We start from the raw sequence: 15,805 nt of genomic DNA, 5'->3' as shown, positions 1-15,805 counted from the left end.
CAAAAAGGTTCTGGGATCTATTGGCGGTCAGGTCCGGGATTTGTCGGTGGTGTTGGAGGCGCTGGTGGAGCGGGCGGCGCTGGCGGCACCGGAGGAGGCGGCGGTACGACAACGCCCCTCGGCGCTTCGGCCATCTGCTTCTGGAGCTGGTCCAGGCGCTTCTGCATGGACTTCATGGCGGACTGGAGGGCGCGGATCTCCACCTGGGGATCGGCTTCGACGCCCGGGTGACCGATGTGGATCTCGGGAATGTGGATGGGGGGGACGGTGATGTCCCCAGGGACTTCCACGACCATGTCCTCCTCATCCTCGGGGTTGACGGAAGTCCCGGTGCCGCCATGGCCCTTGCCCGCCACCCTCGCGCGCTTCTCGATGACATCCTTGCCGTCCACCCTCTTGCGGATTACGACCATGTCGGGGCCCACGTCCTCGGTGAGGATTTCCACATCCTTCCCGGCCTCGCCCTTCTTCCGGATCACCTCCATCCGCACCTTCCGGCGCTCGGCGCGGGCCTTCTCGAGGTCCGCCCTCGCCTTGTCCAGGTCGGCGCGGACCTTGGCGCGCTCCTCGGGGCTCAGCTCCGGGAGGCGATCGAGATCCTTCAGGTGCGCGTCCAGATCCTTCAGGTGGGCGTCAAGTTCGCGGGTCTGCGCGTCCATGCGCCGCGTGCGGATCTCGATGCGCTGGGCCTTGTCCTTGGCCTTTTGAGCCTTGGCTGCATCCTTAACGGTCTCCCGCAGCCAGGCCTCACCCTCGGCGTCGAGAGGCTGCTCCTGGCCGTCCACCGTGTAGGTGCGCTTGTCCTTGGTGGCGGTATAGGTCCGGGCCTTCCCGGCCTTCTTCTCTTCGACGCGGAAGCTGCCGGCGCCGGGTACCGTCACCGGCTCCTTCGCCGCGGGATCGAGCTTGACCTCGCCCTCCAGGCGCACATCCATCTGGCGGTCGCCGTCGATCACCTTCACGCGCGTGGTCTGGGCGGCCTTGGGTGAGGGCTCCTTGTCCTTGCCCTGAAAAGCCACGCCCGCGGCGCCCAGGAGGGAGGCCGTCAACAGGGCCAGGGCGGCCGTACGAGCGCTGCTGGTGGTGGGGGTGGTGGGCTGCAGCAGGTGGCGGACGCGGTGCATGAGGGAACCTCCGTTGGCGGCCAGGGCCAGATGGGTGGGAGTAGAGGAGGCCGGCTCGCGCAGGGCCTCGAGGTCGGTGAGGGCGCGGGCCAGGATCAAGGGATCACCGCAGAGGCCCGCTGCCACGTCGTCGCAGCAGAGCTCGCGCTCGGCGCGGATGCGGCCGGAGAGCCACCACACGGCTGGGTGGTAGAAGAGCACGACTTCGACCAGGGACTGGAGCAGGTTCACCAGGAAGTCGCCACGCCGGATGTGAGCCAGCTCATGGGCGAGCACGGCCTCCAGCTGGAGGGGGGCCAGGCCCGTGAGGGCGCAGGCCGGCAGCAGGATGATGGGGCGCAGCCAGCCCAGGGCCGTGGGCACTTCCACGGCGGCGGATTGGAGCAGGCGCACCGTGCGGGAGAGCTTCAATTCCCGGCAGAGCCGCGACAGCACCAGGTGCCATTCGGCGGGGACGGGGGAGGCGCTGTGGCGACGCAGGCGCTGCACGCGGACCCAACTGCCGAGGAACCTGGTGGACAGCAGCAGCACGCCCAGGGCCCAGGTGCCGAGCAGCCAGGGCAGGGCGGGATCCAGGGCGGTCTTGACGCGCAGGGCGAGCGGGGCATCGACGAGGGTGGGGGCCACCGCGGATCCGGCCGCTGCCACAGTCACACGCGGGGGTTGGGCCAGGGCGGGGGTCTGCCGCTGGATGAGCAGGAACGTGGCCACCGGGGCCGCCGCCATCAGCAGGAGGAAGGCGCAGGCGGCTCCGTAGCGCGCCTGGGCAGGGGCACCCCGCAGGAGGGCCAGCAGCAGCCAGGCCAGCAGCGCCAGGGCGGCGCCCTGCCAGAGGAAATGCAGCAGGCTCCAACCCAAAGCCTGGGCCCAGGGTTCCTGGACAAGCGACAACAGCTGATTCATCGCTTCCCTCCTTCCGCCTGATCGAGCATCCTCCGGATCTCCGCCAGGTCTTCGCGGCTAGCCTTGCGCGTGGCCAGGGCCTGCATCACCAGGCTCAGGGACGAGCCACCGAATGCCTTGTCCAGCAGGTCACCAAGCAGGTTCCGCTGGGTCTGAACCTGGGTCTGGGTGGCCGAAAACACATGGGTGCGGTCCGTGACATCCCGCTGTACCAGGCCCTTCTCATGCATGATCTGGAGCATCTTCAGCGCGGTCGTGTAGCCGAGTTCGCGGTCCGCCGACAGCACCTCAAAGACCTGCCGGACCGTGCTCGGTCCCCGCTCCCATAGCACCCGGAGGATGGCGAGTTCGGCATCGGTGGGACGAGGGGCAGGCTGCATGGGCTCGGACTCCGCGATAGGAATGCCGAAAAGATACGACAGGTTTCGTAGCTGTCAACGAAAACCTTCGTAATTTATTTATCTTGATTATTGTCAATGTTAATGATTGTCACCATGGGAAGCGCCGAGGGCTCCCCTCTCCAGGGCGGAGCCTTCCCCGTTGAACGGAAAGGGGTGGCCGTGGCCAGTCCCTTTCTTGCCTCAGGTCCGGGATGGTGGGAGTGCCGGGCCGGTGTGGATGGGCTCAGGCCTGCAAGGCGGCGAGCAGATCATCCAGGGGGACGCTGGCGATGGTCGAGACTTTGTCGCTCATGGCGAAGGGCAGAATGAGGTCGCGCCCATGGAGGAGGGATCCACAGCTGTAGACGACATTGGGCACGTAGCCTTCCCGTCCCGTGCCCTCAGGCTCCAGGAGGGGTTCGCGCAAGCGCCCGATGACTTTGGTGGGGTCATGCAGATCGAGCAGGGCGGCGCCGATGCAGTACCTGCGCATGGGGCCGACACCGTGGGTGAGCACCAGCCACCCGGCCTCGGTCTCGATGGGCGAGCCGCAGTTGCCGATCTTCACGGACTCCCACATCTGGGCGGGCCGGAGGAGCACGGTCGAATCGCTCCAGTGGTGGGGGTTGTCCGAGAACATGATGAAGAGGTTCTCGTCATCCTGGCGGGACAGCATCACGTAGTTGCCGTCGATCCGCCGGGGGAAGAGCGCCATGCCTTTGTTCTGCACGGCGGAACCGTTGAGCGTGAGGATGCGGTAGTGGAGGAAGTCCTTGGTTTCGATGAGCTGGGGCAGGATGGCGTGCCCGTTGTAGGCCGTGTAGGTGGCGTAGTACATGGCCGAGCCATCGTCCTCGACGAGGCGGACAAAGCGCGCATCCTCGATGCCGTGGCTCTCGTTCGTCGACACCGGGAAGATGATCCGCTCGCTCATGGCGAGCTTCGGGGAGAAGTGGAGTTCGTAGTTGGAATCGGCGAGCCACTGGATGCAGCGGAGCGTGTTGTTGAGATCCTGGGTGATGGGTCGGGTTTCGCGCCGGATGCGGAGGACGCAACGATTCAGATCGCTCCGCGTGAAGCTGTCCCCGAGGGAGTCCATCACCGAGGCCGCATTGCCGTTGTTGAAGCCCATTTCGTGCAGCTTGACGATGAACGGCAGCTTCTTGTAGCTGGGATTGGGATTGAGCAGCGGCAACGTGACGAAACGGGAGATGGGATCCAGCTGGACTGCTCCTTCCGGGTCGATGAGGCCTGTCCGGAACTCGATGGAGGAGATGTGCCCCTCTCCGGTGGCGCGCAGGCTCATGATGAACCGCAGGCCACCAGCAGCAACGCCCTCCTGGTCGGGATGGGGGACGATCGAGGGGTTGAACAGAGCCGCGGATTCCAGCGCGTACTCCCCCGAGAACATGGCACCGATGAGCAGTTTGCGCGCGTGGGTGAGAGGGCGGTGCGTGAAGATGTGCGGAAGCACCCGCTCGTAATTCGCCAGCAAAGGCGATTCGATATCGAGGTGCCGGGAGGCGAATTCTCCCAGCATCGATTCCAGATCGTGCAGGGCCTCCTCTTCACTCAGGGCGAGAACCCGCCCGAGGATGGTGGTGATGCGGTGCACGCTGGAGGGGATGAAGGGACGGATCAGGACCCGGTCGCTCTGGGGAACGAGGGTCACATCGTGGCGGCGGATCGGGATGGTAGTCATGAGGCGTGGGTCGGTCCTGGGGTGATGGCGTGTTCGGCGACATTCATTTCGGCGAGGGCCAAGTGGAAGGCCAAGGTGGATTCCGCGCCCTGGTTTTCGCTGACCCGGTCTGGATGCAGCCCGTCGCTGCAGCCGCCGCTGTTGGAATCGTACAGGGGCACACCGAGGTCGTTGCGGCCGAGGAACCATTCGAAGGCCCGCTTCGCTTCCCGCAGCCAGGCGGCATCCTGAGTGACACGGAAGGCTTCCAGGCAGGCTGAGACCATGGCTTGCGCCTCGACCGGTTGTTGATCGAAGTAGGCGTGGGCGCCTCCTTTCACATAGAAACCGTTGCTGCCGATGGGGCGGAAATGCCCAGCCTGGGTCTTCTGCACGGAAGCGAGCCAGCTCAGGGCCTTGAGGGCGATCTCCTGGGCTTCGGCATCACCCGTGGTCTCGCCGCTGATGAGCAGGGCCTGACAGAGCCGGGCGTTATCGTAGGTGGCGCTGCATTCGAACCAGGGCCAGTCCTCGGTCGCATAGGCCTTCCACAGTCCGACAAGTCGGGCCGTCAGGATTTCCCGCATGGCCCTTCCTTGCGGATGCTCCGGGAAGGGACGCAGGAACTCCTGGAGTCCCAGCAGCGTGAACGACCAGGCACGCGGGGACGAGAAGGCCTCCACCACGGCCAGGCCACGTTCGAAGAGCTGGGTCGACAGCCGTTGATGGCCGGGATTGCGGGAACGGCCCGCGCCCACGCCAACGGCCCAGAGGGCGCGCGCGTGGCTATCCTCGCTGCCGGATTCCTCCAGCCATTGGCGCCCGTGGCTCATGAAATTCCGGAACCGGCCCATGCCGGGATTCAAGGCGGCGGCCAGGAAGGCGAGGTAGCTCGTGGCCAGGCGGTCGATGTTCTCTGAGGGAGGGTGATCTCCGAGCTCATCCAGCAGGTTGCACAGGATGAACGCCCGCGCGTTGTCATCCGTGCAGTAGCCTTCGTTGAAATTCGGCACGTTGAAGGTGGCGTGCTGAAGGATGCCCGTGCCGTCGCTCATGCGCACGACATGATCGAGCCGGAGCGGGGGGAGCTCGTAGGGGCGGCTGGCGAGCGTCCAGCCGGCGAAGGCCGAACGGGGTGCGGCTCTCCGTTCCGTCCGGGCTCGCTGGAAGGATTCGATGAATCGCACTGCCACGGCGGGCCAGATCATCGACCGCCCCATCTGGTAGGCCTCATTCCGCGTCGCCTTCAAGCGGTCCGGGTCATCCAGGAAGGTGCACACGCCCTCGGCAATGGCCTGCGGATCCCGAAACGGCACGAGGATGCCGCGACCTTCGGCAAGCAGTTCCTGCGCGTGCCAGTAGGGCGTGGACACCACCGCCTTGCCGGCGCCGAAAACATAGGCGAGGGTGCCCGAAGTGATCTGCGCCTCATTGAGATAGGGCGTGAGGTAGATGTCCGTGGCGCCGATGAATTCCTTGAGGTCGTCGAGGGACACGAAGCGGTTGTAGAAGATCACGTGTTCCTTGACGCCAAGATCCTCGGCCAGCCGCTCCAGGCCGAGACGATAGCTTTCGCCTTCGCGGGCGACCAGATGGGGGTGGGTGGCGCCAAGCACGAGGTAGACCACGTTCGGATGCCGCTTTACGATCTCCGGCAGCGCCTGGATGGCGTACTCGATGCCCTTGCCCGGGCCGAGCAGACCGAAGGTGAGGAGCACCATGCGGCCCTCCACGCCTAGCTGGGCCTTGTAGAAGCTGGAGTCGATGAAGGGCATGTCGGGAATGCCGTGGGGGATGATGTCCACCTTGTCGTCCGACACCTGATACGTCTCGCGCAGGATCTCGGCGCCCTTATCGGCCATGACCACCAGACGGTCACTGCGACGGAGCAGTTCCTCCATCACCCGCCGCTGCGTGGCATTCGGCTCGCGAAGGATCGTGTGCAGGGTGGTCACCACCGGCATCCGGACTTCCCTGAGCAGGGCCAGCAGGTGGCTTCCGGCTCCGCCTCCGAAGATGCCGAACTCATGCTGGATGCAGAGCACGCCCGCATTGTTGAAGTTCAGGAAATCCGCCGCCCGCCGGTAGGAATCCAGGTCCTTTTCATCCAGCTCGAAGCGCACCCGGGGGGGGTACTCGTAGCCTTCGATGCGGTCATTCACCGCCCCGGCGAAGCACTGGGACTCGGGGGCCGCCTGAGCCACGGCTTCACACAGATCATGGGTGAAGGTCGCGATGCCGCAGAGCCGCGGCAGGTAACCGCCCAGGAAGGCGATGCGATCTGGCAAGGGTGACGGCATCTCGATCTCTCTCAGGGAAACGGAGGAACCGTCGCCCGGACTGGCCTGACATGGATATTCATGAAGCTAGCCCAGGTATTTCCCGGGCTGGGATGAGGGTGGGTGTGCCATAGGTTCCCGCGCGCCTGACCGGGACATCCCTCCCTTGATCCTGCGCTCGAAACGTCTCACAAGCCAGGGGTTTTGATGGGAAAAAATCGAGCAGGCTAGGCGGCCCAGGAAACCCAGGGCTCCGCAAAACAGGACTACACTCCCAGGAATCAGGAGGGTTCCGCCATGGCGCAGATCGAATCCACTCCCTCGTTTGTGAAAGCGGTCTACGACCGCATGGCCGCCAACCTAAAGGTAGTGCGCCCGCGCCTGAACCGGCCCCTCTCCCTGGCCGAGAAGATCGTCTACGGCCACCTGGACCACCCGGATCGGGCCGAGCTCCTGCGGGGGAAGAGCTACCTGGAGCTGCGGCCGGACCGCGTGGCCATGCAGGACGCCACGGCCCAGATGGCCCTGCTCCAGTTCATGACCTCGGGCCTGCCCGAGGTGGCCGTGCCCTCCACGGTCCACTGCGACCACCTCATCCAGGCCGAGGTGGGCTCCAGCCCGGACCTGGCCCGCGCCAACACCGAGAACAAGGAGGTCTACGACTTCCTTTCATCCGTGTGTGACAAGTACGGCCTCGGCTTCTGGCGGCCCGGCAGCGGCATCATCCACCAGGTGGTGCTGGAGACCTACGCCTTCCCCGGCGGCCTCATGATCGGCACGGACTCGCACACGCCCAACGCGGGCGGCCTGGGCATGGTGGCCATCGGCGTGGGCGGGGCGGACGCCGTGGATGTCATGGCGGGCCTGCCCTGGGAGCTGAAGGCGCCGAAGCTCATCGGCGTGAAGCTCACCGGCGCCTTCCGGGGCTGGACCTCCCCCAAGGACGTCATCCTCAAGCTGGCGGGCATCCTCACGGTGAAGGGCGGCACCGGCGCCATCGCGGAGTACTTCGGCCCCGGCGTGGACGCCATCTCCTGCACGGGCATGGGCACCATCTGCAACATGGGTGCGGAGATCGGCGCCACCACGAGCCTCTTCCCCTTCAACCACCGCATGGCGGACTACCTGCGGGCCACGGGCCGCGGCGAGATCGCGGCGCTGGCCGAAGGCTTCGCCGAGCAGCTGAAGGCCGATGAGGGCTGCGCGTACGACCAGGTGGTGGAGATCGACCTCAGCACGCTGGAACCCCACATCAACGGTCCCTTCACGCCGGACCTGGCCTGGCCCCTCTCAAAGTTCGCCGCGGCCGTGAGGGAGAAGGGCTATCCGGAGGAGCTGAAGGTGGGCCTCATCGGCAGCTGCACCAACTCCAGCTACGAGGACATGGAGCGGGCCGCCAGCGTGGCGAGGCAGGCCCTGGACCACGGCGTGAAGGCCAAGTCCACCTTCACCATCACGCCGGGCAGCGAGCAAATCCGCGCCACCATCGAGCGCGATGGGCAGATGGCGACCTTCACCGCGGTGGGTGGCATGGTGCTCGCCAACGCCTGCGGCCCCTGCATCGGGCAGTGGAAGCGCCACGACATCCAGAAGGGCGACCGGAACTCCATCATCACGAGCTTCAACCGCAACTTCGCCGCGCGGAACGACGCCAACCCCGAGACCTGCGCCTTCGTGGCCTCGCCGGAGATCGTCACGGCCTTCGTGCTGGCGGGCCGCCTCACCTTCAACCCCGAGACGGATTCGCTCATGGGGGCCGACGGCAAGCCCTTCAAGCTGGTGCCACCCAGCGGCGACAGCCTGCCGAAGAAGGGCTACGACCCTGGCCAGGCCACCTACCAGGCCCCGCCCCAGGACCGCCATCGCATCGACGTGAAGATCGATCCCGCCAGCCAGCGCCTCCAGAAGCTGGAGCCCTTCAAGGCCTGGGAGGGCACGGACCTCACGGATCTGTACTTGCTCATCAAGGCCCAGGGCAAGTGCACCACCGACCACATCTCCGCCGCCGGGCCCTGGCTGCGGTTCCGCGGGCACCTGGACAACATCAGCAACAACCTCCTCATCGGCGCCACCAACGCCTTCAACGGCGCCGTCAACCGCGTGAAGAACCAGCTCACGGGCGACTATGAGGAGGTGCCCAAGGTGGCCCGGGCCTACAAGGCCGCGGGCATCGACTGGGTGGTCATCGGCGACGAGAACTACGGCGAAGGCTCCAGCCGCGAGCATGCCGCTATGGAGCCCCGGCACCTGGGCGGCCGCGCCATCATCGTGAAGAGTTTCGCCCGCATCCACGAGACCAACCTCAAGAAGCAGGGCATGCTGCCCCTCACCTTCGCGGACCCCAAGGACTACGACAAGCTCCTGGAGGACGACCACCTCTCCATCCTCGGGTTGACCGCCTTCGCACCCGGCGTGCCCCTCGCGCTGGTGGCGAGGCACGCGGATGGCCGCGAGGACCGGATCACCCTGAACCACACCTTCAACGCGGGCCAGATCGCCTGGTTCAAGGCTGGTTCGGCGCTGAACCTCATGGGGCGCACGGCGAAGCAGTAGCTGTTCAGCTCCCGGAGCCTGCCTCGCGCCGCCCGAATCGGGGCATGTTCCAGCCGAACCGCAGCGACAGGTAGCGCAGCCCGAAGCAGGCCAGGAGACCGGGCCAGGTGGTCCCGGCCGGGCCCCAATGGAAGCGATCGCCCACCACCACCAGCAGCGACCCCAGCAGGGCCGCGGAGGCGTAGATCTCCCGCTCCAGTACCACCGCCACCCGGCTGAGCAGCATGTCGCGGAGAATGCCGCCGCCCACGGCGGTCATCATCCCCAGGAGGACGGCGGTCTCGGCGTTGCGGCCCAGTCCCAGCGCCTTCTGGGTGCCGGCCACGGCGAACATGGCCATCCCCACCGCGTCGAAGAGGAGCACCGGGTAGCGCAGGCGCCGCACCCACCCGTAGGCGCCGAGGGTGGCCAGGGCGCCCAGGGTGGCGCAGGCCAGGTAGCGCCAGTCCGCCAGGCCCACGGGGGGCAGGGCGCCCAGGCAGAGGTCGCGCACGATGCCGCCGCCGCAGGCGGTGACGAAGGCCAGGGCCACGATGCCGAACAGGTCCAGGTCCCGCTCCCGGGCGGCCGCGGCGCCGCTGATGGCGAAGACGAAGATGCCCGCTAGGTCGAGGAACTCGAAGAGCGCGTGCTCAGGCATGGCCGGTGGACCCCTCGTTGCAGAGCCAGGCCCCGGCCGCGGCCAGCATGGCTTGGAGGCCGGTCTTCAGGGTGGGATGCAGCACGGGGGCGAACCTCGACGAGTGGTTGCTGGGGAGGCGGTTTATCTGTCCGTCGGCCTTGGCCTTGGCGAAGACATCAGGCTCGGTTCCCCCCACGATCCAGAACACGTAGGGCGTCTTCCAGGCGCGGCCGAAGAGGCTGAAGTCCTCACTGGCCGCGGCGGGTGCCGTTTCGTAGGCCCCCTCGCCGAACTGGGCCCGGAAAGCCTCCGCCACCCGCGCCGTGGCTTCCGTGTCGTTCACGGTCATGGGGTAGCTGTTCAGGGGCGTGAACTCGGGCTCCCGCGGGGCGTTCGAGGCCGCGCACTCGGCGCGGCAGATCCGCTTCACCGCGGCCAGGACGTGGTCGCGCACACCCTCGTCATAGGTGCGGATGTTCAGCTTGAGGGTGGCGTCCTCGGGGATGATGTTCTCCTTGGTGCCGGCCTGGAGCGAGCCGATGGTCAGCACGGCGCTGTCCAGGGGGTCGACCTCGCGGGAGACGATGGTCTGGAGCCGCAGGACGGTCGAGGCCGCCATCACCACGGGATCGATGGAAGTCTGGGGCTGGGAGCCGTGGGAGCCGCGCCCGAAGAGCCGGATCTTGAGGCTGTCCCCGGCCGACAGGATGGTGCCGCTGCGGGTGCCCACCGTGCCCGCCGCCCCCACCATCACGTGCTGGCCTAGGATGACGTCAGGGCGGGGGAAGCGCGTGGTCATACCGTCGTCCACCATGGCCTGGGCACCCTGGGCGACCTCCTCGCCCGGCTGGAACACGGCCAGGAGGGTGCCCTTCCAGAGGTCCCGGTGCTCACTCAACACCCGGGCCGCGCCCATGAGCCAGGTCACGTGCAGGTCGTGGCCACAGGCATGGGACACGCCCACCTCCACGCCCTCGTCGTTCGTGGCCAGGGTCGTGCTCGCATAGGGCAGGCCGGTGGCTTCCGTGACGGGCAGGGCGTCCATGTCCGCCCGCAGCATGACCGTGGGTCCGGGTCCGTTGCGCAGGAGCCCCACCACGCCTGTGCCGCCCACGCCGGACGTCACCTCGAACCCGTGCCGGGCCAGGTGATCCGCCGCGAGCTTCGCGGTGCGCACTTCTTGCATGGACAGCTCCGGGTGGCTGTGGAGGTCCTTGTAGATCGCCTCCAGCTCCGGCAGGAGGACGTCCAGGTGGGGATCGAGCGCCTTGGCCAGCCGGTCCATGGGTCCTCCGTGGGCAGATATCTTGCGCTGATTCCAGGCCAGGGTGGGAATTCCATGGGGTGAGCCGTATGAGTGCTTCTGGCGCCATGCGGAGGCTGGAGGCAAGGCGGTTTCCTTGTAGAATCAAGGGTTCTACCGGAGTTTCGCCATGCCCTTCCAGCCCCTGACCCAGGAACCCGAGATCCAGCGCCGCTGGCTCGAGTCCGGCGCCTTCCACGCCAAGCGGGCCTCGGAGCTGCTGCCCGGGTCGAAGACCTTCTACATGCTGGTGATGCTGCCCTACCCCAGCGGGCGCATCCACATGGGGCATGTGCGCAACTACACCCTGGGCGATGTCACGGCCCGCTTCCGCCGCATGAAGGGCTACGAGGTGATGCACCCGCTGGGCTGGGACAGCTTTGGGCTGCCAGCCGAAAATGCCGCCATCAAGAACGGCATCCACCCCGCCATCTGGACCCGCCAGAACATCGAGGAGATGAAGGGCCAGATCCAGAAGATGGGCATCAGCTATGACTGGGACCGCGAGATTGCCAGCTTCCAGGACGACTACTACCGCTGGAACCAGTGGCTCTTCCTCAAGATGTGGGAGCAGGGCGACGTGTTCCGCGCCATGCGCACCGTGAACTGGTGCGAGGCGCTGGGTACGGTGCTGGCCAACGAGCAGGTGGTGGACGGCAAGGACGAGCGCACGGGCTTCCCGGTCACCCAGAAGCCGTTGGAGCAGTATTTCTTCAAGACCACGAAGTATGCCGACGAGCTGCTGGAGTGCCTCGACGGCCTGGACTGGCCCGAGAACGTGAAGACCATGCAGCGCAACTGGATCGGCCGCTCCGAGGGCGCGCGCCTGGCCTTCGACCTTGAGGGTGATGGCCAGATCGAGGTCTTCACCACGCGCCTGGACACCCTCTTCGGCGTCACGTTCATGGCCCTCAGCACGGAGCATCCGGCCATCGAGAAGGCCGCGGAAACGGATGCCGCGCTGAAGGCTTTCTGCGACCAGGTGGCCTCGGTGAGCCGTGAGGAGCGCCTCACCAGCGACGTGAAGCTGGGCCACCGCACCGCGCTCCACGTGATCCACCCCTTCACGGGCGAGAAGGTGCCGGTCTTTGCCGCCAACTACGTGCTCATGGACTACGGCACGGGCGCGGTCATGGGCGTGCCCGCCCACGACGAGCGCGACCATGAGTTCGCCCTGAAGTACGGTCTGCCCATCCCCAAGGTGATTGAATCCGAAAGCGAGTGGGATCTCGGCACCCTGGTGAACAGCGGCGAATTCACGGGCCTGAAGAGCGAAGACGCCGTCACGGCCATGGTGGCGAAACTGAATGGCCGCGCCGAAAAGACCACGACCTACAAGCTCAAGGACTGGGGTCTCAGCCGCCAGCGCTACTGGGGCACGCCCATTCCCACCGTGCATTGCGAGGCCTGCGGGGTCGTCCCCGAGAAGCCCGAGCACCTCCCCGTGCGCCTGCCCGAGGATGTGGCCTTCACGGGCGTGGGCCCCTCGCCCCTCACCACGTCCAGATCCTTCCTGGACTGTGCCTGCCCCGTCTGCGGCCAGCCCGCCCGGCGCGAGACCGACACCATGGACACCTTCGTGGACAGCAGTTGGTACTGGCTGCGCTACCTGGATCCCAAGAACACCGAGCTGCCCTTCGCCAAGGCCGAAAGCGACGCCTGGATGCCCGTGGATCTTTATGTGGGCGGCATCGAGCACGCCACCATGCACCTCATCTACGCGCGCTTCTTCTATAAGGTGCTGCGCGACCTGGGCCTAGCCAGCGGCCCCGAGCCTTTCCAGAAGCTCATCTGCCAGGGCATGGTGCTGAAGGACGGCTCGAAGATGAGCAAGTCCAAGGGCAACATCGTGGACCCCGACGCGGTGATCTCGAAATACGGGGCCGACGCGCTGCGACTCTTCATGATCTTCGCCGCGCCCATCGAGAAGGAGATCGACTGGACGGGCTTCGAGGGCATCGAAGGCGCCAGCCGCTTCCTCAAGCGCGTCACCCGCATGGTCGAAGATCACGGGGTCACGGGCGAGGCGCTGCCCGCCAAGGACCAGCTGACGCCTGCGGAGAAGACCCTCCTCATCAAGCTCAACCAGACCATCGCCCGGCTCACGGACGACCTGGAGCGCCGCTACCAGTTCAACACCGTGGTCTCGGGCCTCATGGAGCTCTCCAACGCGCTGGGCGACCTGCCGGCGGACGCGCCGCATCGCGGGGCGGTGCTGCAGCACGCGCTCGACGCCTTTGTGCGCATGATGTCGCCCGTGGCGCCCCACCTGGCCGAGCAGCTTTGGAGCCAGCTCGGGAACCAGCTTGAGGATCGGGGCCTCTGCATGCAGGCCGCGTGGCCCGAAGCGGATCCCGCCTTCCTGGAGGCCGACGAGGTGCTGGTGGTGGTGCAGGTGAACGGCAAGGTCCGCGGCCGTGTCACCCTGCCTGTCCACGCCGGCGAGGAACAGCGCCGCGAGGCGGCCCTGGCCTGCGCCGAAGCCCAGCCCCACCTGGCGGGCAAGGAGATCGTGAAAGTGGTCCTGCCTCCCGGCGGCAAGCTGGTGAGCATCGTGGTGAAAGGCTGATGACATGACGAAGCCCATGCCCCCTGTCGTCGATTCGGTCCTGGACCTGGTGGGGAACACACCCCTGCTGCGCTTGACTCGCTTCGCGCCGGGCTTCCAGCTCTTCTCCAAGCTTGAGTACCTGAATCCCGGCGGCAGCGTGAAGGACCGCATCGGGGTGGGCATGATCAAGGTCGCCGAGGCCCTGGGCCAGATCAAGCCCGGCGTGAGCACCATCATCGAGCCCACGGCCGGCAACACGGGCGTGGGCCTCGCCATCGCCGCCAAGGCCCTGGGCTACCGCTGCATCCTCTGCGTGCCGACGAAGTACAGCCGGGAGAAGATGATGCTCATGAAGGCCCTGGGGGCCGAGCTGGTGCTCATCCCCAAGGAGCAGGGCATGAAGGGCGCCATCGCCAAGTGCCAGGAGCTGGCGACGAGCATCCCCCATGCCTTCGTGCCCCAGCAGTTCGACAATCCCAGCAATCCCGACAGCCACTACGCCACCACGGGCCCCGAGATCTGGCAGCAGATGGAAGGCCGCGTAGATGCCGTGGTGCTGGGCGCGGGCAGCGGCGGCACCTTCACGGGCATCGCCCGCTACCTGAAGGAGAAGAACCCCGCCCTCAAGGCCGTCGTGGTGCAGCCCGTGGGGTCTGTCTACTGCGGCGCCCCACTGAAGGAATGGGTGGTGGAGGGTGTGGGCAACGGCTTCATCCCCGCCAGCCTCGACCTCTCCCTGGCGGACCGCATCATGGACGTGGCCGATGCCGACAGCCTGGCCACGGCCCGGGAGCTCATTGCCACCGAGGGCTGCCTGGTGGGGGCCTCCGCGGGCGCCAACGCCTGGGCCGCCCGCGAGTTCGCGAAGACCCTGCCCGCCGGTTCCCGGGTGGTGACGCTCTTCCCCGACGGGGCCGAGCGCTACATGTCCAAGCAGCCCGTGGCCGACCTGGAGATCTGATGCCCCTCTCGCCCCGGGATCTCGCCGCCTGCCTGCTGGACGCCGGCGCCGTGCGCCTCCAGCCCCTGGACCCCTTCACCTGGGCCAGCGGCCTGAAGGCGCCCATCTACTGCGACAACCGGCAGCTGCTGGGCTTCCCCGAGGCCCGTGGCCTGATCGTAGAAGCGCTGGTGGCCCGGACGGCCACCTTCGCCCCCACCCTCATCGCCGGGGCGGCCACGGCGGGCGTGCCCTGGGCGGCCATGGTGGCCGACCGCCTGGGCCTGCCCATGGCCTACGTGCGGCCCACCCCCAAGAACCACGGCATGGGCCGCCAGGTGGAGGGTCCCCTGGCCAAGGGGCACCGCGCGGTGCTCATCGAGGACTTGATCTCCACGGGCATGTCCAGCCTCAAGTGCGCGGATGCGCTCCGGGCCGAGGGTGCCGAGGTGCCGGCGGTGCTGGCCCTCTTCAGCTACGGACTGCCCCAAGCGGAAAAGGCCTTTGCCTCGGCGCACATCCCGTTCGAGGTGCTGGGCTCGTTCCAGGTGCTGGCCGAGGAGGCCGGCCATCGCGGCATCCTGGACGCCGCCGGCCTGGCCGCCCTGGCAGACTGGCGCACCGACACCGTCGCCTGGAGCCGCGCCCGCGGCGGGGCGTAGGCGCCGACCCACACCGGCGGAAGGCGTGGACAGGATTAACAGGATGAAAAGATGGATTAACAGGATTAAAGAAGAAAAATAGTTCTGATTTTGCTTTCGGCATTTGTTTTTGAATCCTGTTCATCCTTCAGAATCCTGTTAATGCTGTCCCTGTTTTTCGAGGTCCGATCATGAAGCTCTACACGCGTACCGGTGACGACGGTTCCTCGGGCCTCTTTGGCGGGGACCGGGTCAGCAAGTCCCACCTGCGTCTGGTGGCCTATGGCACGCTGGACGAGCTGAACAGCGTCATGGGCCTGCTGCTGCTCTACGCCACGGCTCCCTGCGCCACGCAGGAGACCCTGCAGCGCGTCCAGCACGACCTCTTCGTGCTGGGGGCCATCCTCGCCACGCCCGCCAACCGCCAAGAGTTGCTGGGGGCCCGCATGAGCGCTCCCACCTGGACCCTGGCGGACATGGAGGCGGACATCGACCGCCTCACGGCGCTGGCGCCGCCCATGACCGCCTTCGTGCTACCGGGCGGCACGTCCGCCTCCGCCCACGCGCACCTGGCCCGCACGGTCTGCCGCCGGGCCGAGCGCGAGGTGGTGGCCCTCACCCACGAGGAACCGCTGAACCCCGCCGTCCTGGCCTATCTGAATCGCCTCAGCGACTGGCTCTTCGCCCTCGCCCGCGCCGAGAACGCCACCGCCGGTGTGGCCGACATCCAGTGGATGCCGAAGGACTGAACGCCCCCTACTTCATTCTTCTTCAGACACAAAAGAACGGGCCCTTGCGGGCCCGTTCTTTTTGCGGTCGTGGGTTCCG

Annotated in this window: 11 protein-coding genes; 5 read left to right on the top strand and 6 right to left on the bottom strand. The window is 66.9% G+C overall.

The genetic code is table 11. The features are described from left to right. Positions 1-17: 17 nt before the first annotated feature. The 4 genes from NOV74_RS11560 to NOV74_RS11545 all read right to left on the bottom strand — a co-directional run bounded on the left by NOV74_RS11560 (position 18) and on the right by NOV74_RS11545 (position 6,388). Positions 18-2,027 (bottom strand): M56 family metallopeptidase, encoded by a 2,010-nt coding sequence (locus NOV74_RS11560; RefSeq protein ID WP_257312533.1) that lies wholly within the window; start codon positions 2,025-2,027, stop codon positions 18-20. Then, positions 2,024-2,407 carry a BlaI/MecI/CopY family transcriptional regulator gene (locus NOV74_RS11555; RefSeq protein WP_257312530.1) on the bottom strand — a complete coding sequence of 128 codons (384 nt, stop codon included), beginning with the start codon at positions 2,405-2,407 and terminating at the stop codon, positions 2,024-2,026. Before NOV74_RS11555 ends, NOV74_RS11560 begins: the two co-directional genes overlap by 4 nt. A 244-nt stretch (positions 2,408-2,651) precedes the next feature. Next, the gene (locus NOV74_RS11550) at positions 2,652-4,109 is read right to left on the bottom strand and encodes a glycoside hydrolase family 130 protein (RefSeq protein WP_257312527.1); all 1,458 of its coding nucleotides are present in this window, start codon (positions 4,107-4,109) and stop codon (positions 2,652-2,654) included. Further along, a complete protein-coding gene (locus NOV74_RS11545; RefSeq protein ID WP_257312524.1) occupies positions 4,106-6,388 on the bottom strand; it encodes a glycosyltransferase family 4 protein in 2,283 nt (760 codons plus the stop codon). Before NOV74_RS11545 ends, NOV74_RS11550 begins: the two co-directional genes overlap by 4 nt. A 276-nt stretch (positions 6,389-6,664) precedes the next feature. Here NOV74_RS11545 and NOV74_RS11540 point away from each other — a divergent pair, with 276 nt between their 5' ends. Further along, positions 6,665-8,920 (top strand): aconitate hydratase, encoded by a 2,256-nt coding sequence (locus NOV74_RS11540; protein ID WP_257312521.1) that lies wholly within the window; start codon positions 6,665-6,667, stop codon positions 8,918-8,920. A gap of 4 nt (positions 8,921-8,924) precedes the next feature. Here the strand turns inward: NOV74_RS11540 and NOV74_RS11535 are convergent, their stop codons facing one another. Both NOV74_RS11535 and NOV74_RS11530 read right to left on the bottom strand, forming a co-directional pair. Next, the gene (locus NOV74_RS11535) at positions 8,925-9,560 is read right to left on the bottom strand and encodes a trimeric intracellular cation channel family protein (protein WP_257312519.1); all 636 of its coding nucleotides are present in this window, start codon (positions 9,558-9,560) and stop codon (positions 8,925-8,927) included. Continuing rightward, positions 9,553-10,827 (bottom strand): M20 family metallopeptidase, encoded by a 1,275-nt coding sequence (locus NOV74_RS11530; RefSeq protein ID WP_257312517.1) that lies wholly within the window; start codon positions 10,825-10,827, stop codon positions 9,553-9,555. The genes NOV74_RS11535 and NOV74_RS11530 overlap by 8 nt, the downstream gene beginning before the upstream one ends. A 148-nt stretch (positions 10,828-10,975) precedes the next feature. On the opposite strand from NOV74_RS11530, the gene leuS reads away from it, so the two are divergent. The 4 genes from leuS to NOV74_RS11510 all read left to right on the top strand — a co-directional run bounded on the left by leuS (position 10,976) and on the right by NOV74_RS11510 (position 15,726). Then, positions 10,976-13,414 (top strand): leucine--tRNA ligase, encoded by a 2,439-nt coding sequence (gene leuS / locus NOV74_RS11525; RefSeq protein ID WP_257312515.1) that lies wholly within the window; start codon positions 10,976-10,978, stop codon positions 13,412-13,414. A 4-nt stretch (positions 13,415-13,418) separates the two neighbouring features. Continuing rightward, entirely contained in the window at positions 13,419-14,357 is a 939-nt protein-coding gene (locus tag NOV74_RS11520) for a PLP-dependent cysteine synthase family protein (protein ID WP_257312513.1), read from the top strand. Further along, a complete protein-coding gene (gene pyrE, locus NOV74_RS11515) occupies positions 14,357-14,998 on the top strand; it encodes an orotate phosphoribosyltransferase (RefSeq protein WP_257312510.1) in 642 nt (213 codons plus the stop codon). The genes NOV74_RS11520 and pyrE overlap by 1 nt, the downstream gene beginning before the upstream one ends. 170 nt (positions 14,999-15,168) lie before the next feature. Next, complete coding sequence (locus NOV74_RS11510) at positions 15,169-15,726, top strand: cob(I)yrinic acid a,c-diamide adenosyltransferase (RefSeq protein WP_257312507.1); 558 nt, start codon at positions 15,169-15,171, stop codon at positions 15,724-15,726. Positions 15,727-15,805: the final 79 nt, after the last annotated feature.

It is taken from the genome of Geothrix fuzhouensis (genome assembly GCF_024609325.1).
In the GTDB taxonomy this organism is placed as follows: domain Bacteria; phylum Acidobacteriota; class Holophagae; order Holophagales; family Holophagaceae; genus Geothrix; species Geothrix fuzhouensis.
Note: the sequence above shows the minus strand (reverse complement) of the source record. Positions and strands in the feature narration are given on the sequence as shown.